Source organism: uncultured Holdemanella sp., from assembly GCF_934772795.1.
Classification (GTDB): domain Bacteria; phylum Bacillota_I; class Bacilli_A; order Erysipelotrichales; family Erysipelotrichaceae; genus Holdemanella.
In genome coordinates, this window is record NZ_CAKVMR010000025.1 from 1 (window position 1) to 21,960 (window position 21,960).

Here is a 21,960-nt window from a genome sequence, read left to right on the forward strand (position 1 = left end):
ATATTCGCATCATTCATCTCAGAATCAAGTTCTTCACAATTCTCTGGTTTAAGAACTTTTTGACCATCAAAGAAGTAGGCATTAAAGAAGTCGACAAAATAGGCATTGTTTTCAAGAAATTCCTTCATCATTTTATCTTTGGTTTTATTCATATTGTTTTTCCTCCTATCTCATATACGAAATAAAATGAGGTTTTTCTAGAAAAGTTGCATTTGTTAAGATATTTTTACAATTAAATATAGAATTTCTTGAACAAAATATGTATAATAAGCCCATAAAGGGAGTAGCCTGCACGAATATGTGTTTACAGCTTCGTCAATACGATGTTAAATCCGGACTGTGATGAAATGGCAAGACTTTGGTACATAAGACCAGAGTCTTTTTATTTTATCTGGTCCAGGAGGAAAACATATGAACATAATTTTATTAGTATTAGGATTTATCCTACTACTTAAAGGAGCCGATTGGTTTGTGGATGGATCTAGCAGTATCGCATCACGCTTTGGCATACCCCAACTGATTATTGGACTTACTATCGTTGCGATGGGAACGAGTCTTCCAGAAGCCTTTGTTTCAATAACAGCCGCATTAAAATCCAATGCTGCCATTACGATCGGAAATGTTGTTGGAAGTAATATTTTAAATGTAGGAATCATTCTTGGTATTACTGCTCTCATTCGTCCACTACATATTCAAAATAGTACAATCAAATATGAAATGCCATTTATGATGCTTGTTACACTTCTACTTATTCTACAAGGAATCAACCAAAATATTTCTCGTTTTGACGGAATTATTATGTGGCTATTCTTCCTTGGTTACTTATACTACATTTTCAGAATGACAAAAAATCAAAGTGAAGAAACAGAAATCAAAAAGACAAACCCATTATTTATTCCACTAGGACTTGTATGTTTAATGATTGGAAGTAACTTTGCGGTAGATGCAGCCACAAACATTGCCATTTCACTCGGTGTCAGCCAAAGATTTATCGGATTAACTATTGTTGCCTTAGGTACTTCTTTACCTGAACTAGTCACTTCTGTAACAGCCGCCAAAAAAGGCAATGCCGACATTGCGATTGGAAATATCATTGGATCTAATATTTTTAATATCTTATTTGTCGTAGGTTCTAGTGCACTTATTACTCCAGTACCTTTTGAACCTAACTTTATCATCGATTCCTTTGTCGCAATATTGATTGGTCTTGTCCTTTATATTTGCACAAAAAAAACAAGAGTACTCGACAAAAAAGCCGGCATACTCTTGTTAGTAACATATTCAATTTATTTTATTTATCTTCTTTACTAGCCTTCAATAAATCACGAATCTCTTCTAATAAGACAACAGTGTCATCTTTTTTAGGTTCTTCCTGATCAAGCTGCTCATTCGTTGTCTTTTTAAAATGCGCCAAAAACTTCAACATCGCAAAGATGCAGGCTGCCACAATCAAGAAATCTACAACATTCTGAATAAAATTACCATATGTAATTGTAGCTGTTCCTACTTGCACTTTTAAACCCGTAAAATCAAGTCCACCAATTAAAATACCCACAATCGGCATTAAAATATCATTTACTAAAGAAGTAACGATTTTCCCAAAGGCACCACCAATAATGACACCCACTGCCATATCCATGACATTTCCCTTGGCAATAAACTCTTTGAATTCACTAATTGTTTTATTTGGCTTCATACTATTTTTCCTTTTTAAAATGTAAAGTCTGTTTTAACACTGTAGAACAAGCCAAATCCCCAAGAACATTGACACAAGTTGCTCCCATGTCACATAAAGTATTGATTGAAATATAAACACCCAAGATTTGATTTGTAGGAATACCTGCAATTGGACACAAAGCCGCAAAAGCTGCAATCGCACCGCCAGGAACACCCGGAGTACCAATGCTTAGTAATACGTTACATGCAAGCACTGTCACCATTGTACCAATGCTTAAATCAATACCTAGTGCTGTCGCAAAGAATGTAATCATAAATGACATCAAAATTGAAACTGCATCCATATTGATAGTTGCACCCAAAGGTAAAGTTAAAGATGTAATTTCTTCTGGAATACCAATCTTCTCAGTTGCACACTTTAATGAAAGTGGAATCGTAGCACTACTTGAACAAGTTCCAAACGCATTCAATGCAGCCGGTGCAACGTCTTTAAAGAATTGGATTGGACTATACTTTCCAAACAATTTGACCATACCACCATAAATAATAAACGCATATAAATAGAACGTAATATACAATGCCAACAATACCTGTCCTAATTGAAGCATTGTATCCACACCATTTGAATGCATAACAGTCGCAATACAAGCGAATACACCAAATGGAGTCACATACATGATCTTACTAATAATAAAAATGGAAATTTGATAAATCGAATCACACAAGTTAATGAATGGATCCGCCTTTTCCTGAATAGCCAAACACGCAAGACCAATAATTACCGCAAAAGCTAGTACCTGAAGCATATTTCCTGTCGCAAATGCCTCTACTGGATTTGACGGAATAATGTTCTGTAAAGTATCCAACAATCCATTAAAAGTAGCAGCCTCCACTTGTGTTTTTGTCGCAACAATATGCGCATTTCTTCCCAAATGCAACATACGAGGCAAAACCAAACCTAAACCAGAAGCTAAAGCCGTTGTACCCGTATACCATAATAAGGCATGTAAACCTACCTTACCCGTTTTGGCAAGATCACCAATTCCAATGATTCCCATAACTAAACTTGTGAATACAAGTGGGAAAATCATCATTTTTAATGCCGACATATAAATTGTGGCAACCACACTCAATGCCGTATTTGCCCATTCAGGCATAATAATTCCAATAATAACACCGGCAATTAACCCAATAAAAATACCAAGCGTTATATTATATCCTTTCTTTTTCATACTCATCCTCCAATAATGTAAATATTTTACCATATCATTACATGATTGTAAAAATTTACATACGCACTAAAAAAGACACTGCCTAAAACAGTGTCATTTGATTTTCTTCATCCAATCCCTCTAAAGCATTCATATCGGCTAACTTTTCAACTAAAGTCTTTGAAAGCTGTGTACGCTTCAATACATCTTCCTTAGAAAGGAATGGTTTTTCTTCTCTAGCCTTAACGACAGACAAGCCTACGTTTGAACCCAAACCATCAATACTTGTAAAAGGCGGAATAATAGCTTTTGGATCATCTGGATCCACAATAAATTCGGTAGCTGCACTACGATTAATACTAATATTCGAGAATCTAAAACCACGTAATACCATTTCTAAAGCAAGTTCTAACGTATCATAAATCGCCAATTCTTTATCACTTGGTTTTTGTGTTTTGTCCTCTTTCATATGTTTGATGTCCGCCATTCTTTGACGAATAGCTGCCTCACCTTGAATCATTGTCTGCACATCATAGGCATCACAACGAATACTAAAATACATACAATAGTAGTGTACTGGCATATGTACTTTAAACCACGCAATACGCACAGCCATCATAACATAGGCAACCGCATGGGCCTTAGGGAACATGTACTTGATTTTTGTACAAGAATCAATAAACCATTCTGGTACATTGTTCGCCTTCATTTCAGTAACCCATTCATCTTTTAAACCTTTACCCTTACGAACACTTTCCATGATCGTAAACGATAATTTTGGTTTAACACCATAACCCATCAAATCAACCATGATATCGTCACGACAACCAATAACTTCATTCAACTTACAAGTACCATTATCAATTAAATCCTTGGCATTTCCCAACCAAACATCCGTACCATGAGACAACCCAGAAATTGTGACTAATTCCGCAAATGTTGTTGGCTTAGTAAGTTCAAGAATACCACGAACAAAAGGTGTACCAAACTCTGGAATACCCGCTGCTCCTGTAACTTCATTATACTTCGTCGTATCAATTTTTAGTGATTCAGTTGTCGAAAATATAGCCATAGTCGCCTGATCATTCATTGGAATCTGACGAACATTTACCCCCGTAATTCTTTCCAACATTTTCATTGCCGTCGGATCGACATGACCTAAAATATCAAATTTTAAGATATTATCATGAATCTGGTGGAAATCAAAGTGTGTTGTTTTCCAAGTCGCATTTGGATTGTTTGCAGGATATTGAACAGGCGTAAAATCATGCACATCCATATCCAATGGTACAACGACAATACCTCCTGGGTGCTGACCCGTTGTTCTTTTGACACCTTCACAACCCTTAGCCAAATCTACACGCTTAGCCTCATTAAAAGGCTCGCATTCCATTTCTTCCTCATACCCTTTGACATATCCATATGCCGTCTTTTCCTGAACCGTACCTACAGTACCTGCTCTAAAGACGTGATCATCTCCAAATACCTCTTTTGTATAGGCATGGGCATTCGGTTGATATTCACCGGAGAAGTTCAAATCGATATCGGGAACTTTATCCCCCTCAAAACCTAAGAATGTTTCAAATGGAATATCCTGACCATCTCCACGCATGATTTCTCCACATACTGGACACACCTTATCCGGCAAATCAAAACCAGACTTAGCTTCATCACCCTCCAAGAATTCATAATGCTGACAATTCTTGCATACATAGTGCGGAGTTAATGGATTTACTTCTGTGATATTCGACATTGTCGCAACAAAACTAGATCCTACAGATCCACGTGAACCAACTAGATATCCATCATCATTACTCTTCTTAACAAGTAAGTGCGAAATATAATAAACTACATAGTAACCATGCCCAATAATACTGTCTAATTCACGTGTTAAACGCTTTTCAACAATATCCGGCAAATCCTTTCCATACCATTGGTGAGCAGTTTCAAAACAAATGTCACGCAACTTTTGATCTGACCCCTCAATGTCAGGTGGATACAACTTATCTTTAATTGGAAAGATAGGCTCTGTTAATAACTTCAATTTATTTGTGTTTTCCACAACAACCTCATAAGCTACATCTTCACCCATCCATTCAAATGCCTTCAACATTTCATCCGTCGTCAACAAATGCTGATTTGGATTGCTCGTAGCCTTACGTGCTTGCTTATTATAAATATATAGAGGATGTCTAGCATTACCAATTGCCTTGGCATTGATATATACATCACGAAGACGTTTCTCATTCGGATTTACATAATGTGCATCACTTGAAGCAATCACCATCTTACCCGCTTCTTTTGCGGTATCATAGATAAACTGCAAATACCACTTCAAATCATCCACATCCGTAATGCTTCCACGATCCAATAAATTCTTATAACACTCTAATGGTTGAAGTTCAATATAGTCATAATAGCCCATAGCTTCCAATAATTCTTTTTTACTTCGCGTATGCGCCAATTCAAAAATCTCACCATTCTGACAAGAAGAACCAATTAATAAGTTTCCATTATCCCACTTCTTTGAGATTTCTTCCTTAATAATACGAGGCTGCCCATTTTCTTTACCCATACTCACCAAATATTGTGTATGCGATAAAGTAATCAATTCAAATAACTCTTTTAAGCCATCCTTATTCTTTGCGTATACCGTCATATGATATGGACGATTTCTCTCATAAGGTTTTTTCGAAGCGTATTTTTCACATCCACTTTCCATATCAACTAATGTATCTAAAGTAGCTTCATGCCCTAATTGATTCATCATATTATACATGACTTGTGAAAGTACATCCGCATCATAGTCGGCACGGTGCGCCCCTTCACCATCATAGCTAACACGATAATGACGACATACACTTCCTAGATTGAATCGCTTTTGATCATCTGGAAGCATCGCATACGATAGTGGCAATGTATCAATAACTGGATTTGTTAGTTCATCACGACCTGTTTTTCTGCAGGCTGCATTCATAAAGCCAACGTCAAACGTTGCGTTATGCGCTACTAAAATAGAATCTCCAATAAACTCTAATAACTCATCTAAAGCATCTTCAATAGGTTTTGCACGATCCACATCATTTTGTGTAATATGCGTTAAATTTGAAATGTGTGCAGGAATCGTACGCTTTGGATTAATGAACATCTGTAAACGTCCAACCTCTTCACGATTCTTGATCTTTACACCACCAAATTCAATAATTTCATCACGCGTATTCGAAAGACCCGTTGTTTCCAAGTCAAATACGACAAATGTTGCATCCTCAAGTTTGCGATGATCATTATTATATACAATATGATATTTAGAATCTGCCACAAGCATTTCACAACCATACAACATTTTAAATTCACGATTCGGATCTTTTTTTACCAAAGCCTCAATCTTATGTTGTGCCATAGGAAAAGCCTGTACAACCTGGTGATCACACACTCCAATAGAATCCATACCCCAGTCATAGGCAGTCTGGATAAATTCTTCAATAGCGCAAACGCCATCCATTTCTGAAAAATTAGAGTGAACGTGCCATTCTGTTCTTTTTACTTTCGCATGATCCTCCCTTTTCTTTTCTTCTGTAATTTCAAGTTTACGAACCATAAAAGAATCACACTTCGAGAATGAATCATAAACAACTTCACCCGTCAATACAACGTGCATGCCTTTTTTTACAGCTTGAATCTCTTCAATAGGACATCTAGCCCCTTCAAAACGTTTGGCAACAATCGCATCATCGTAATCACTGATATACAACATCTGCAAAGTTTTACCACTCTTCATAACACGATTATCAATATCGAAAATATGTCCTTCAATTTGAACATTTGAATAGCCCACTCGCAAATCGGCAATCTTATATGTTGTAGCTGACTCCTTCTTATAGCTATTTGAAGAAGGATATTGCTTCTTGACTGGCTCTTGCTTAACAGGTGCAGCAACAATCTGAACTTTTGCCGTTTCAATCTCAATATCATCCTCAACCTTTTTACACATAATTTCCTGTGTAATCCCTACATCCGCTAACTTTTCCATTAATGAAGGTAAAGCCAAATTTAAAGCGGCAAGTCGTGACTCATCGCGTGTAGAAAAACAAATCGTATCATTTTCTAAATAAGGATGCAGAAAGCGAAAATCCTTCACATCACTATATTTTTCCACAAAATAATTTACATAACGATCCAGTTCATCCATTTCAATTGCACTATTCCTTGTGTGCATATGCAACTTTACATGGGCATGCAAAGAAAGCTGAAGCTTCGTGATGATCTGTTCATAAATTTCCAAAGGAATTACATTCTCAAATTCAATGTAAAAATCAACCATTTTATGTGCCGTATGAAATACAGGATTCTCATAAAAAGTTGCTTTTTTAAAATACGCATATAATTCCGGATCTAGTAATTTCTCAAATACTTCCATTTTATTTTGCCATCTTTTCAAAAGCATCCTTAGCTGCTTTTTGTTCCGCCTTTTTCTTTGTGCTGCTCGTTCCCTGACCTAATAAAATATCATCTAAATATACACCCATTGTGAAGGTTGGCGCATTGCTTGGACCTTTTTCTTCTAATAATTTATATTGAATTGTCTTTCTAGAATCTGCCTGAATCACTTCCTGTAAATGTGTTTTATAGTCTGTAACAGCCTCACTCTTTTCTTGTTTAAATACAGGCTTCATATATTTTGTCAAAATCTCGTCACAAACGGCATATCCCTGATCAATATAGATAGCTCCAATACATGCTTCAAATTGATCCGCCAAAATACTTTCTCTATGGCGTCCACCCGTTTTTTCTTCTCCAACACCTAAACACAAGAATTCATACCATCCAAGTTGTCTATTCAATACGGCCAATGTTGATTCACATACTGTCTGTGCGCGAAGTGTTGTCATTTGTCCTTCACGCATTTTGGGTTCCATCAAAAATAATTGTGTTGCACTCCAAATCTGTAAAACAGAATCTCCCATAAATTCTAAGCGCTCATTATCATCCATTTCACGATGATGTTCATTGGCATATGAAGAGTGTGTGCATGCTTCTAAATAAATATTTTCATCTTTATATTGATATCCATTCGCATCTAACCAATCAATAAACTTTTCCATTATACTATTCTCCTTTTTTTAGATCTTCTAATACACAAGCAGGAACAAATCCTGAAATGTCCTGACCATATTTAAATAGTTCTCTTACGTTTGAACTTGAATATAAACTATATTCAGGACGAGTAAACAAACATACTGTTTCAATATTTTCATCCAATCTTGCATTCATAAACGCCATGTTTTGCTCGTATGTACAATCCACACCATTACGAATTCCACGTACCAGCACAGTCGCATTCACACTTTTACATGCTTCGACAACTAATCCCGACTGAATCTTACATGTTACGTTTGACAAGTGTTTCGTTGATTCGTTCAACCATTTTAATCTTATTTCTTCTGTAAATTCATTATTCTTATCTGAGTTTGGCGAAATAAAAACCACTAATTGATCAAACAACTTACTTGCTCTTTCAATAATATCTAAATGCCCATAGGTAACTGGGTCAAATGTTCCGCAAAATGCTGCTATTTTCATTCTTCATCCTCCTTTTGATAATAAGAAATACGCGTAATGCCATATGTCTTCTCTTTATATTTTGTGAATGAAGCTATTCTTTCTGGCCACACCTCTTCTTGCAGGCTTTCCACTACAATAACTCCATCTGATTTTACAATATCTAAATCATCTAATTTTTGAATCAACTTCTCATTTTCCTGTTTCGCATAAGGAGGGTCAATATAAACTACATCATACTTTAAAGTCAAACGCTCTAATACACTAAAAACATTTCCACAAATGATTTTAGTTTCTTTTTCAGCCTTTAAACTCTTTACATTCTCCTTAATGACAGAAATGGCCCCTTTATTATTATCCACCAAAGTCGCATGATCCATTCCGCGACTCACAGCTTCTAAGCCCATATTTCCGGTTCCACTGTAACAATCTAAAAAGTTACCACCATCAAACATGTTACCCAAACTCGAAAAGATGGCCCCCTTAATCTTATCTTGTGTTGGTCTAGTCGCATCATTTTTAGGACTTTTCAATGATCTAGACCCATATTTACCCGCTACAATTCTCATGATAAACGATCCATCTCCCTTCTTCGAATCGCACATATGCAGTTTTGTGCCAATCCCATTGTCAACATAATTGAAATCAAGCTTGTACCTCCACTACTTATAAATAGTAGGGGTACTCCTGTAAAAGGAATCAGGCTAGCCACACCCCCTGCATTCAAAAAGAAGTGCATAAATAGATAGACGCCTGTGCCTCCTAATATAATTTTGTACATATCTTCACTTGTTTTAAAGGCATAATAAAATAAGCGAAATTCAATAATTCCATATAGAATAACCAGTCCAAACAAGCCAAAAACACCGGTTTCTTCAATCAATACAGCCAAAATATAGTCATTATCAGCCTGTGTTAAATATCCATATTTACGTGCTGAGTTTCCAATACCTTTTCCAATGATATTCGAACTTGCGATTCCATATAAGGAATTGGCAGGTTGATATCCATCCCCATAAACATCGGTATATGGATCTTTGAAGTTTTCAACACGCACCGCAATATGTGCAAATGGCGTGTGTTTTAAAATGTCATTTCCTATATTTGTAAATCCAAATAAAACAACGGCAGAAATAATACCTCCATAAATAAGTACTTTTAATACTCGTTGTGTATGTTGTAAAACAGGATATTTTGGAATCATGATGCAGGATATAAAGATAAATCCAATGATAACAGCGGTTCCCGTATCTTTTTGACAAAGCACAATGATACATATACAAATAAATGCGGCCCACGCCCTTTTAAAGAGTCTACCCTTTTCCTTTAACATGATCGATTTCTTTTTTGAACGATACAAACATGTCGCACAAATAATCAGCAATAATGGTTTTGCGAATTCACTAGGCTGCAAAGATATACCGGCAACCTGAATCCAGGCATGGCTTCCTCCAATTTCTGGAAACCCAAATGGAAGTACCATTATACCCAAACAAATTGGAACAATAAGCCATTCTGCTTTTGAATACCATCGAAAGCGAAACAAACGATTCATAAACCACATGGCAATGTATCCACATACGCAAAATATACTTTGTTTAACGATTACTTTTGGGACAATGTTAGGGGCATATGTCGTTTTTCCTACATTGGTTGAAACAATCGTAAATGTTCCAATCAACAAAAGAAGCGTCACCGCCCAATTGATATACTTATCACACTTTGGATTCAATGCGAAAAATGCTAATTTTCCCTTCTTTTTTTGTTCGGACATGCAAATCCCCCCATCATAAATTCTATTTTAGCATATTTTCAAAAATCATTTGTCAATAATTCGAAAATGCTATAGAATGTTTGCGAGGATGATTACTATGAAAATAACAAGCAAAGATATTATATTGGATACAGACGAAAGAATTCGTATGCAAAGTGAACCTGTTCAATTGCCTTTATCAAATGAGGATAGAGAACTTTTACAGGCCATGTTAGATTATGTGCGCAATTCACAAGATGATGAAATTGCCGAAGCCGAAGGTTTACAGCCAGCCGTTGGTATTGCAGCTGTACAAGTTGGTGTTTTAAAACAAATGATTGCAGTTGTGATTCCTTATGAGGATGGTGTAGATGAAGTTGCACTAGTCAATCCTAAAATCATTTCAGAATCCGTACAAAATGCATATTTAGATAATGGAGAAGGTTGTTTATCTGTAAAAGGTGAACATCCAGGACATGTTTTCCGTCATGCAAGAATCAAAGTTCGCGGTTACGATTTGATTCAAGATAAAAATGTAACAATTTCAGCGGAAGGATACTTCGCAATTTGTCTTCAACACGAAATCGATCACTTATCAGGTACACTTTTCTACGATCATATTGATGCCAATAATCCATGGAAAAGTGATGATGAGGCAGAAGTCATTTAAGCTTCTGCTTTTTTAAATCGCATAGCTTTGCTATAATAATAATAGAGTCATTAAATTATAGAAAGAGGTCGAATATGCCAAAAACACAAGAACAAGCGTTTGGGCATGCATCGAACAAAAAACCATATCATGCAAAAAATCACGTTGAAAAAGGTGATACTTTGATCTATGCCCTAGGGGGACTAGGCGAAGTCGGTAAAAATATGTATTGCTACGAACACGAAAATGAAATCTGTATCGTAGATTGTGGCGTTTTGTTTCCAGGTGATGAACTATTAGGCGTTGACTATGTAATTCCTGATTATCATCATTTGATTCGCATGAACAAAAAAAGAAAGTTTTTAGTAATTACCCATGGTCACGAAGATCATATTGGAGGAATTCCATTCTTACTAAAACAAGTCCAAATTGATGCTATCTATGCACCTCGTTTTGCGAAGGCTTTGATTCTTAAAAAGTTAAGTGAACATAAAGGACTAGAAAAAACAAAAATTATAGAAATTGATGAAAATTCAAGTATCTCAACAAAATACTTTAAAGTTGGTTTCTTCAATACCATCCACTCTATCCCCGATTCTTTAGGTGTACATATCACATGCCCTAATGGATCTATTGTCCACACAGGTGACTTCAAATTTGATTTAACACCTGTTGGAACAAATGCAGACTACCAGAAAATGGCGTTTATTGGTGTCACAAAACCAGACTTATTAATGTCAGATTCTACAAACTCTGGAGTTGAAGACTTCTCTATTTCAGAAAGAAAAGTTGCCAATGAAATCCAGGACATTATGCGTAAGACAAAACAACGTTTAATTGTTGCGACATTCGCATCCAACGTACATCGTGTTGCCCAAATCATTGAGGCTGCTACTAAATTTGGTAGAAAAGTAATCGTATTTGGTCGAAGTATGGAAAACGTTGTCGATATCGGGCGAAAGATGGGAACAATCAAAGTTAAGAATTCAGACTTCTTAAGTCCTGAAGAATTAGCTTATACACCAGATGATAAAGTTTGTATTATTTGTACAGGAAGTCAAGGTGAACCTTTGGCTGCCCTATCAAGGATTGCGAATGGCACACATCGTTTTATTCACTTAAAACCAGGGGATACAATCGTATTCTCAAGTAATCCAATTCCAGGAAACCAATCCAGTGTCAATCGTGTTATTGATAACTTATTTAGATCTGGAGCTACAGTATTGACAAAATCCATCTTAAATAACTTGCATACAACAGGACATGCTTCCAAAGAAGAACAAAAATTAATGTTACAGTTAGTTCGTCCAACTTATTTTATGCCTGTTCATGGTGAATATAAGATGTTGATGCAACACCGTCAAACCGCAATGGAAACAGGTATTCCTAAAGAAAATATCTTTGTATGCGCAAATGGAGATATTTTAATTTTAAGAGATCACAAAGTACTACAAAGTGACTGGCGATACCAAGGTGATGATATCTACGTCGATGGAAATGATATTTCCGGATTATCTACTGCCGTTTTAAAGGATCGTCGAATCTTAGCTGATAATGGATTGGTTGCCGTTATCTTAGCCATCGATTCAAAAGAAAACAAAATCTTAATGCGTCCAGTTATCGTGTCACGTGGATTTGTCTTCATTAAAGATTCACAGGGATTGATCAAAGAAGCTGAATATATTGTGAACAATTCTCTTCAAGAAAAGATGAAAGAAAAAACCACTTTCTCTGAAATCAAAAACTGTGTGCGTTCTACATTAGAACCATTCTTATATAAGAAGACACATCGAAACCCAATTGTAATTCCAGTTATTTTGAATTCAAAACAAACCATGGAAGAACTTCAAAAGAATCGCAAGAACAACTTCCATGCAAGAAAACCAAGAGCAACAAAGGCATCCTAGTGATGTCTTTTCTATTTTATGATAAAATAGTTTCATGACAAAGTTACAGAAACAAATGTTTATCATCATTGCCATATTATTTGCGATCGTATTAAGTATGCTCGGTTCTTTGACAATCGCAAAAAATATCGAACCTGATCAATTGGGCGTACAATATAAAACATTGAAAGATGAAAAGATTCCATCCTCAATGAATGATGTATCCATTGTATATTTAACAGATGTGCAATATGGTAAATTTGAAAATAAAAAAAGAGCTAATAAACTCTTTGATAAAATCGAACACTTAGACCCAGACATTCTCATTTTTGGTGGAGATTTATTTGATGAAACATGTCAAATGAGTCAAGAAGACATGGATTATATCACCAATAAATTATCTAAGATTCATGCTCCACTTGGTAAGTTTTGTGTCTTAGGCGAAAAGGATGAAGCCAACAATGATGTTGTTCGTTCTATTTTAAATCAGGCACAATTTGAAATATTAGAAAACGAAACTATTCTTCTTACAAACCAAAAAAGTGATGGCATTACATTAAGTGCATTATCAAATACGCCAGATCCAAGTAAAATTTCAACTTCTAGTGAACAATACAACTTGCTTATTACCCACATGCCAGATACTCTGACTAATGAAGAATTATCCACAAAATCAATATCGCTTGCATTATGTGGACACTCTCATGGCAATCAAATCACAATCCCCATTTTTGGTGGATATAAATCGATAGATGGGGCAAAATCATTGAATCGTTCCCACGCAAAGCGACTCGCCTTTCCGTACATCATTTCATCTGGTGTAGGATGCACACACGTAAATCTTCGTTTTATGGCAAAACCAGAAATCTATTATTTCATGCTACAAAGTAAATAAGAGGCTTTTTAAATCAGCCTCTTATTCTTTTTTCTTTAGACATTTAATGAGAAGTTCATTATTCTTTTTAATTTCATCTTTAATAGAAGCTAGTTCTAACAAGATAAATACTAGGATTATTATGATAAAGATAGTTAGAAACATACATGTCACCCCCTTTTCTATTCGAATATCTCTACTCAAATTTTATCATAATAATAATACGGATCTTTATCTCCTTCTCTTTCTAAATCATTAAACAAATAAAAAAGGAACCCATATGAGTTCCTTAGTCATATACTTTATAAGTTTGTACTTAAATCTTCTCCATTTGTCTCGATAACATGTTTATACCAATAGAAGCTATCCTTCTTCAATCGTTTACCAGAGCCTTTTCCTAAATCATCTAAATCTACATAAATATATCCGTATCGTTTACTCATTTCAGCACTTGATGAAGAAACAATATCAATTGGTCCCCAACTTAAGTAAGCTAAAATATCAACACCATCTTTTACACACTCTTTTAATTGTTCAATATGTTGTTGCAAGTATTCAATACGATATGGATCATGAATTGATCCATCTTCTTCAATCGTATCCAAAGCTCCCAATCCATTTTCTGCAATCATCAAAGGAATTTCATAACGATCCCACAATTGACTTAAACAATTATAGAAGCCTAGTGGATCTGCTCTCCATTCCCATGGTGTAGGTTTAAGGTAAGAATTCTTTTCTGCTTTAAATGGAGTTCCATCATCTGTTTCATGATTGAATACATATGAAGAATAATATGAAATTGCCAAGAATTGCATCTTATTATTTTTTAAAAGCTCTTCATCTCCAGCCTCCATTTTTAAATCAATATTCTTCTCTTTAAAATGGCGTAATGCATAAACTGGATATTCTCCACGAAGTTGTACATCTGAAAAGAAATATTGTTGCATTCTATTTTTCTTTAAAGTACCTACAATGTCTTCTGGGTTGCAAGTTTTTGGATATAGAGTACCATCCGCAAGCATTGTTCCCATTACTGCTTCTGGATCTATTTCTTTAGCTAATTCTACTACTTTAGCTCCAGCTACAAATTGATTATGAACGGCTTGGTACATCAATTCTTCCATATTCTCTGCTTGATCATCATAGATTCCTAAGGATCCAAATTGTACAGTTGGAACTAAGTTCACTTGATTACATACGATCCAATATTTAACTTTCCCTTTATATCTTTCTAATAATACTTTGGCATAACGAACAAAGAATTCAATCGTCTTCTTATTCGCAAATCCCCCATATTCTGTGACTAGATATAATGGAATATCATAGTGTGACATGGTAATGATTGGTTCCATTCCATCTTTGATAATTTCATCAATCAAGTTGTCATAGAATTTAAGTCCTGCTTCATTGGGTTCCAATTCATCTCCTTTTGGGAAAATTCTTGACCATGAGATACTTGTTCTAAATGCCTTTAATCCTAATTCTTTTAATAAGGCAAGATCTTCTTTATATGTATGATAGAAATCTATTCCATGACGTTTAGGAAAATAGCTTTCTGTATCTTGAATCGATGCCTTGATTTCTGCAAGAGTTCCTCCCCCTTCTTTTTCAATATGAGAACGATCCATGTTTTTATCATAAGCACGGATATCGGAAGTAGAAAGTCCTCTACCATCGACATCATAAGCTCCTTCAATTTGGCATGCTGCTACTGCTCCACCCCATAAAAAACCATCTTTAAATCCTGTTGGTAATTGTTTCATATTATTATTTCCTCCTCGTACTAAATTAGGCACATGAATAAATCATGTGCCTATGTTTTATTAAGATTCTAAATCTGTTCCTTGTGATTGAATCACTTTTTGATACCAATAGAATGAATCTTTGCGGATTCGGGCACATTCTTTTGGATCATCATCTGTTCTATCTACATAAATAAATCCGTAACGTTTCTTTACACCATTACTTGTTGACAATAAGTCAACAGCTGACCATGGACAATAAGCTAATACTTCAACTCCATAATTCATCGCTTTTTTCATCGCCTTAATATGAGCTCTTAAATAATCAATACGATATTCATCATGAATTTTGCCATCTTTTGTCAATTCATCATAAGCTCCCAAACCATTTTCTGTAATCATCAATGGTTTTTCATAACGGCAATAAATATCTCGGAAAATATATTCCAATCCTGTTGGATCAATTGCCCAATCCCAATCCGTTGTATCGAGATTAGGATTTTTACACATTTCAAAGAATCCAGGTTGTGTTTCATATCCAGACATTTCACCTTTTTTGCCAGAACGATTTACTCCTGCAAAGTGGATTTCTTTTCCTTCGTGTTCAGGACACGCTTTTGCGCATTCACTCGCATAATAATTTAGTGCCAAGAAATCTGAATATCCTTCTTTAATCAATTCCATATCTCCCGGTTCGATTTTTGGTGCCATGCCTGTTTTTTCCAGATAAATCATAGCTGACTTAGTATAATGACCTTTAAAATAAATATCTAAATAATATTGATTATGTAGATCATTCGCGTTTTGAGCAGCCATTACATCTTCTGGTTTTGATGTCAATGGATAAACTGGAGCATAACCAATGGCAGCACCAACCAGTCCATTTGGAACCAATTCATGTACCAATTTACATGCGATTGCATGAGCTAAATTCATATGATGGTTAATTTGATAACGAATTTGATTGTTTCCCTTATATTTTTCTGGAATATAACACTTCTGTTCGATAAACTGAACGATAATGCTTTGTTCATTGATTGTTGTCCAATATTTTACTTTATCCTTAAATTCATTGATGACATATCGAGCATAGTATTCAAAATCTTTTACAACTTCTCGACTGATCCAACCATCATACTTATCCACTAATGCCATTGGTAAATCGTAGTGATATAAAGTTACAATTGGTTCAATATCATTTGCCTTTAATTCATCAATTAAATCACGATAATATTGAATACCCTCTTCATTAACAGAGCCTGTTCCATCTGGGAACACTCTGGACCATGCAATCGAGAAGCGATATGCCTTAAATCCCATTTCCTTCATTAAAGCAACATCTTCTTTATAATGATGATACTCATCACTTGCGATTTCTGCAGTCGCAAAGCCAAATTTCTCATAACTATCTTTATTAATAACATCTTGTTGGCTTAACTTTTTACCATGAGTAGTTGCTGCACCTTCTACTTGATAAGCACTAGTAGCAGCTCCCCATAAAAATTCTTTAGGAAATTTATTATCCATGTATATTGCCTCCTACATATTACTTTTTATTATTTTTAAAATATCAATCATCTCTGTACTCATATTGATTTCAGACATAATTGTCATTAAAGTGTCTTGAGCATGGGCAAACAACATCGAATATTCATACTTTTCCCCGCCCATTTCATTTTGCACTGTCTCTGTTTGAGCTTTGTGAGCTAACGTAATACACTCATTTGCCTGTTTCATCTCTTCTTGTGCTAAATCAAAGTCAAATTGTTTAGCTGCCTTTAAAGCTTCCGTTGCATGATTTCGAGCATCTCCAGCATGCAAAATAATCTGCATCGCCACTTGTACTAATTCATTTTGTTCATCCATACTCATACTACCTCCCTATTATTTTTTTAATTTATTCATTTTCTGCTGCTTCTTCAGCTAATTTTGTTTTTTCATAAGCCCTAAAGAATGGGAACCATACTGCCAAGTAAATCACAAATAATACAGCCCACCATAATAAAGCTCTCATATCTTCTGTAATCATAACACTACAGATTGGTGCAGGAATTTGTCCTACCTGAATCATTTTTTCAGGAATATTTAATAAACCTGTACTCATTAAGATCCATACATATACTGGTCCAATAATTGAATTCAACCACGCAGGAATCATTAACACTGGATTCATTACAACTTTTCCACCATACATAATTGGTTCATTAATATTGAAAATTGAAGGAACAATAAATACTCGTCCTAATGTTTTTAATTGTTTTGATTTAGAAAAGCACATTAATACATTTAAACCTAAAGTAGCACACATACCACCCATAGTAACAAATGCCAATGTAAACACTGATTCACTCGTTACAATATTTGTTGCGACTCCACCTGCAGCAACAGCGTCAATATTCGCTTGAATACCAGCCATGAAAATAGGTGTTGTAACAGCTCCAAATGTCCAGCTTGAAATTCCCAAAGTATAGAAGAATGCCGGTATTAAACAAATCAAGATAAATCCTGGTAATGTTTGTCCAATATTTGCCAATGGCATAAAGGCTGCAATGACTAATGAATATACATCTAATTTTAAAACATTTACTAAAACCATTGCGATACCTAGAGTAATAAGGTTTGGAACGATTGTATTGATCCAAGCTGTAACGAAATCTGGGCAACTACTGTCTTGTAAGAAATGAAGTTTTCCCCATAAATGGAAAATCGTTCCTACATATAAACCTACAATCAATCCTACCGCAATACCAGCAGCTCCTAAATTTCCCATAAGACTTGAAATGCTATCAGCATTTTTTCCTAAAGGCATCGCAACCATTAACAATGTACCTACAGAACATAAACCAGCATTGATCACATAGTCTGGATGGCCTAATTTTTCCATCAACTGATTTCCCATCATAAATGCAACAATAACTGTAATAATACCAAAGCTATAAGTTAAAATAGGACTCAAATCAGGTAATACAGGTACAAACGATTTAATAACATTATAGAAATAGATTACTGATCCCGTTAAAATGAATGGGATAATTTTTTGCATTGTAGAAGCAAATGCTGCAATAAATGGTTTGCTAAATAGTTTATTGGCTTTTGGTACAAATGAATCTTCTAGCCAACCCATAAATTTATTCATATTTTTATTCTCCTAATCTTCTTTACTAATTTATTCTCTCTGTTATACAATATTCAAAGAGAAGTCTTTCACATGTAGATTTCTTTTTAGCTAAGATTGCCGTCTTAGCTTTTTTATTCGCCTTTTGCGATTTTTTGTGCAAATTCAATCAATCCATTTGAATCTAAAGAACCGTAGATTTTTTCTGGAATCACACCAACACGTACACCATAAGGCTTTCCGATTTCTTGGAATTTCTCCAAGTCCTTTGCATAATGTGGTCCAAGTAACATTACATCAATACTACTCATAAAGTCTGCAGCTTCTGCATAGCTTCTAGCTTCAATTGTCATTGGAAGTTTTTGTTTCTTAATTAGTTTTCTAGCTCCACTTGCTAAAAAGCCACTAGACATACCAGCACCACAACAAAGTAACACTTTCAAGTTTTCCATATATTTTTTTCTCCTTTCGCCGTTTACTTTTGACACCTACATTATCTGCATTTTTGAAATTTCCATCAACTTTACTTTTGCACCCTAACGTGCACCAATATCAAATATAAATTTGCACTTAAAAGTGCAATTTATGTAATTGATTATTTGCACCTTAAAGTGAAATATGCAAATCGACAAAATATTTTACAGTCGATATAATAATCTATGTATATACGTTCACAAAAGAGAGGTATTGTCATGAAAAAGAAAGAACAAGCACTTCTAAACTATTTATCAGAGTTCAACAAACCTGTTCGAAGTGCAGAAATTGCGAATGCACTAGATATTTCTGTACGCTCTGTTAAAAACTATGTTCACAATATAAACTCACTATATGGTAAAAATATCATTCTTTCATCTAGAAATGGATATGAATTAAATCTACAAAACAATTACTCTTTAGTTCTAACCAATAGTAGTGAACAGATTCCTCAAACTCTTGAAGAACGTTCTTTTTTTATCATTAAACAACTTGTTTTAAATCATAGTGCACATATTGAAATCTTTGATTTATGCGATAGCCTTTGCGTAAGCTATTCAACTATTAAATCTATTATTTCAAAAATGAATAAAACATATTCTTCTTATAATCTTGAATTTTATTGTGAACATGATTGTGTTCGTATCAAAGGTGATGAAATCAATAAAAGAAAATTATTATCCTATGTTATTAATGAAGAATCCAAATCGAGCATTATGAATGTGAATGTATTAAAAGATAATTTCGCATCAATTGATGTAGAAAAACTTCAAAACATTATTTTCACCACATTCAAAAAATATAATTACTATTTAAATGACTTTTCCTCAATGAATCTTCTATTACATCTATTGATAATTATAGATAGAGAATTAAATGGAAATGAATTAAATGACGGACAAAATGAAGTAAGTATTGATAATCAAGTCGAATTAAATTTCTTGAATGAATTTATAGAACAATTAGAAACAACGTTTGATATTTCCATCAACAGATATGAGCGTTTTGAAATATATATGTTATTCAAAACAAATGCTAATTTTTCGATTGAAGAATCATCTAAGAAACTAAAAGAATTAGTTGGTGGTAATATCATTGAATTAATCGATAAATATGTTGAAGACATCAACAATATTTATATGGTGGATCTTTCCAGCAAAACCTTTAAAACACCTTTTACACTACATTTAAAGAACTTGTTATTAAGAGCACAATCCGGTAAATACACCTCGAATCCGATGGCTGAAATTATTAAGAATAATAGTCCATTAATTTTTGATATCGCAATCTATATTTCTTTAGATTTGGCAGAACGCTTTCATATTAAAATCAATGAAGACGAGACTTCTTTTTTAGCTATGCACATTGGTTCTGAAATTGAAAGACAGGCCGATAACAAGGATAAAGTGCCAGTCGCAATTTTATGTCCAAACTATCATAATATGGCTGATCAAATCATGAATAGTTTGATGTTAAATTTTGGCAATCAATTAAATATGGTTGGATCTATCCATAACGAAAATGATTTTTGCACCTTAAACAATCCAGTTTCTATACTATTCACTACAATTCCTGTAACCAATACAATCATTAACACAAATACAAATGAACCTTTAGATATTGTTTCGATATCTCCTTTAAATTTAAATAGTCAATTCTCTATAATTCAAAATGCTATTTTACAATCACAAGAAAAATACAGAGACAGAAAATTGAAAGTTAAATTTAATGACTTTTTTGAACCAGATCTATTTGTAGCAGATTCAAAACTCAAAAATAAAAAACAAGTTCTAGCTAAACTATGCGATTGTTTACTTGTACAAAACTATGTAGATACAAGCTTTGAAGAAAGTGTATATAAAAGAGAAAATGCAGCCGGAACTGCTTTTGGGAATGTGGCCATACCTCATTCCATTGAAATGAATGCCATTAAAACAAGTATTGCGGTAGCCGTTTCAAAAGAAGGATTTCAATGGGATTCTAACATTGTCCATGTCGTATTATTGTTAGCTATAAACAAAGCTGATAGAAGATCGTTCCGCGCTTTATATGAATCACTCATTTCTTTATTCAGTGAAGATAAGGTGATTCAAGAAATAAGAAATTGTATTTCTTTTGATGAATTTAAATCGATTATATACACTGCATTAGGAGAAAAAGAAAATGACTATGAATCATAAATTAATCTTCATAGACATTGATGGAACACTATTTGATCACAAAAAGGATGATATTCCAGAAAGTGCAAAAGAAGCTATTCTAAATGCAAAATCAAAAGGGCATAAAATATTTTTAAGCACTGGAAGACCATATGCCGACATCGATCAAGAAATACTCAATCTACCTTTAGACGGTATGATTATTTCCTGTGGAGCTGTGGTATACGTAGAAAACAAACTCATTTATTGTACAACATATCCACAAAAGGAATTAATCAGTCTAATTCAATTTATGTTAGACAATAACATTGGATTTTCGCTAGATGGAATCCACAAAAATCATCTAACTGAAGAAGCATTTAATTGTTTATCTGGTCTTATACTTAAAAATAACGAAGATTCTGAATTAAGCCGTGCAATGATGGCAAAAAATAATTGTTTCCCATTCGAAGAAATGAAAAAAGAGGATTTAAAAAAAGTGGTTAAAATCTCCATCTTTACCAAGAATAAGGAAGCATGCGAAAAATTATTTCAAAAAATCCCAGACTCACTAACAGGATTTATGTATAAGAACAACCATTTACGTTTATATAATGGAGAAATTTCAATAAAAGGAATCACAAAGGGTACAGGCCTTCAGAAAATCACAAGCTATTTAAACAAAGCTATTAACGATACAATCGCGATTGGAGATAGTCTAAATGATCTAGACATTCTAAAAATTGCAGGACTCAGCATATGCATGGGCAATGGAGCTGATGAATGTAAAAAAGCTGCTGATTTTGTTACAAAAGATATATCAGATGATGGATTAGCCTATGCATTTAAATATTTTAAATTAGCTGACTAAGAACATACAGA

18 protein-coding genes are annotated in these 21,960 nt (G+C 34.3%); 6 read left to right on the forward strand and 12 right to left on the reverse strand.

What is annotated here, in order from left to right:
- The first annotated feature begins 411 nt into the window (after window positions 1–411).
- Window positions 412–1,311 carry a calcium/sodium antiporter gene (locus Q0F04_RS06025; protein ID WP_295751298.1) on the forward strand — a complete coding sequence of 300 codons (900 nt, stop codon included), beginning with the start codon at window positions 412–414 and terminating at the stop codon, window positions 1,309–1,311.
- Here Q0F04_RS06025 and mscL read toward each other — a convergent pair.
- From mscL to Q0F04_RS06060, 7 genes are all read right to left on the reverse strand, one after another.
- Window positions 1,292–1,696 carry a large-conductance mechanosensitive channel protein MscL gene (gene mscL, locus Q0F04_RS06030; RefSeq protein ID WP_117571540.1) on the reverse strand — a complete coding sequence of 135 codons (405 nt, stop codon included), beginning with the start codon at window positions 1,694–1,696 and terminating at the stop codon, window positions 1,292–1,294. The two genes, Q0F04_RS06025 and mscL, sit on opposite strands and share 20 nt — an antisense overlap.
- 1 nt (window position 1,697) lies before the next feature.
- Window positions 1,698–2,909 carry a dicarboxylate/amino acid:cation symporter gene (locus Q0F04_RS06035; RefSeq protein WP_295751301.1) on the reverse strand — a complete coding sequence of 404 codons (1,212 nt, stop codon included), beginning with the start codon at window positions 2,907–2,909 and terminating at the stop codon, window positions 1,698–1,700.
- A gap of 82 nt (window positions 2,910–2,991) precedes the next feature.
- Window positions 2,992–7,305 (reverse strand): PolC-type DNA polymerase III, encoded by a 4,314-nt coding sequence (locus Q0F04_RS06040; protein ID WP_295751303.1) that lies wholly within the window; start codon window positions 7,303–7,305, stop codon window positions 2,992–2,994.
- Window position 7,306: 1 nt separating this feature from the next.
- A complete protein-coding gene (rnc, locus tag Q0F04_RS06045; protein WP_295751306.1) occupies window positions 7,307–7,990 on the reverse strand; it encodes a ribonuclease III in 684 nt (227 codons plus the stop codon).
- Window positions 7,991–7,994: 4 nt separating this feature from the next.
- Window positions 7,995–8,468 (reverse strand): pantetheine-phosphate adenylyltransferase, encoded by a 474-nt coding sequence (gene coaD / locus Q0F04_RS06050; RefSeq protein WP_295751307.1) that lies wholly within the window; start codon window positions 8,466–8,468, stop codon window positions 7,995–7,997.
- Window positions 8,465–9,016 carry a 16S rRNA (guanine(966)-N(2))-methyltransferase RsmD gene (gene rsmD, locus Q0F04_RS06055; protein ID WP_295751310.1) on the reverse strand — a complete coding sequence of 184 codons (552 nt, stop codon included), beginning with the start codon at window positions 9,014–9,016 and terminating at the stop codon, window positions 8,465–8,467. The genes coaD and rsmD overlap by 4 nt, the downstream gene beginning before the upstream one ends.
- Window positions 9,013–10,221: an FtsW/RodA/SpoVE family cell cycle protein gene (locus tag Q0F04_RS06060; RefSeq protein ID WP_295751312.1), complete on the reverse strand. Its 1,209-nt coding sequence runs from the start codon at window positions 10,219–10,221 to the stop codon at window positions 9,013–9,015. The genes rsmD and Q0F04_RS06060 overlap by 4 nt, the downstream gene beginning before the upstream one ends.
- Window positions 10,222–10,318: 97 nt before the next feature.
- Between Q0F04_RS06060 and def the strand changes: the two genes are divergently transcribed.
- From def to Q0F04_RS06075, 3 genes are all read left to right on the forward strand, one after another.
- The gene (def, locus tag Q0F04_RS06065) at window positions 10,319–10,870 is read left to right on the forward strand and encodes a peptide deformylase (RefSeq protein ID WP_117571533.1); all 552 of its coding nucleotides are present in this window, start codon (window positions 10,319–10,321) and stop codon (window positions 10,868–10,870) included.
- Between the two features lie 74 nt (window positions 10,871–10,944).
- Entirely contained in the window at window positions 10,945–12,756 is a 1,812-nt protein-coding gene (locus Q0F04_RS06070; RefSeq protein WP_295751315.1) for a ribonuclease J, read from the forward strand.
- Window positions 12,757–12,790: 34 nt separating this feature from the next.
- Window positions 12,791–13,630 (forward strand): metallophosphoesterase, encoded by an 840-nt coding sequence (locus Q0F04_RS06075; protein ID WP_117571531.1) that lies wholly within the window; start codon window positions 12,791–12,793, stop codon window positions 13,628–13,630.
- Window positions 13,631–13,911: 281 nt separating this feature from the next.
- Here the strand turns inward: Q0F04_RS06075 and Q0F04_RS06080 are convergent, their stop codons facing one another.
- The 5 genes from Q0F04_RS06080 to Q0F04_RS06100 form a co-directional block, all read right to left on the reverse strand.
- Window positions 13,912–15,372, reverse strand: a complete 1,461-nt coding sequence (locus Q0F04_RS06080) for a glycoside hydrolase family 1 protein (protein ID WP_270491090.1) — start codon at window positions 15,370–15,372, stop codon at window positions 13,912–13,914.
- A gap of 60 nt (window positions 15,373–15,432) precedes the next feature.
- Window positions 15,433–16,878 carry a glycoside hydrolase family 1 protein gene (locus Q0F04_RS06085; protein WP_295751320.1) on the reverse strand — a complete coding sequence of 482 codons (1,446 nt, stop codon included), beginning with the start codon at window positions 16,876–16,878 and terminating at the stop codon, window positions 15,433–15,435.
- Window positions 16,879–16,890: 12 nt separating this feature from the next.
- Entirely contained in the window at window positions 16,891–17,217 is a 327-nt protein-coding gene (locus Q0F04_RS06090; RefSeq protein ID WP_295751323.1) for a PTS lactose/cellobiose transporter subunit IIA, read from the reverse strand.
- A 31-nt stretch (window positions 17,218–17,248) separates the two neighbouring features.
- Window positions 17,249–18,487, reverse strand: a complete 1,239-nt coding sequence (locus Q0F04_RS06095) for a PTS transporter subunit EIIC (protein ID WP_295751325.1) — start codon at window positions 18,485–18,487, stop codon at window positions 17,249–17,251.
- Window positions 18,488–18,600: 113 nt separating this feature from the next.
- Entirely contained in the window at window positions 18,601–18,918 is a 318-nt protein-coding gene (locus Q0F04_RS06100) for a PTS sugar transporter subunit IIB (protein WP_295751327.1), read from the reverse strand.
- A gap of 240 nt (window positions 18,919–19,158) precedes the next feature.
- Between Q0F04_RS06100 and Q0F04_RS06105 the strand changes: the two genes are divergently transcribed.
- Window positions 19,159–21,120, forward strand: coding sequence for a PTS sugar transporter subunit IIA (locus tag Q0F04_RS06105; protein WP_295751330.1), 1,962 nt, complete (start codon window positions 19,159–19,161; stop codon window positions 21,118–21,120).
- Entirely contained in the window at window positions 21,110–21,949 is an 840-nt protein-coding gene (locus Q0F04_RS06110) for an HAD family hydrolase (RefSeq protein ID WP_295751333.1), read from the forward strand. The genes Q0F04_RS06105 and Q0F04_RS06110 overlap by 11 nt, the downstream gene beginning before the upstream one ends.
- Window positions 21,950–21,960 lie beyond the last annotated feature (11 nt).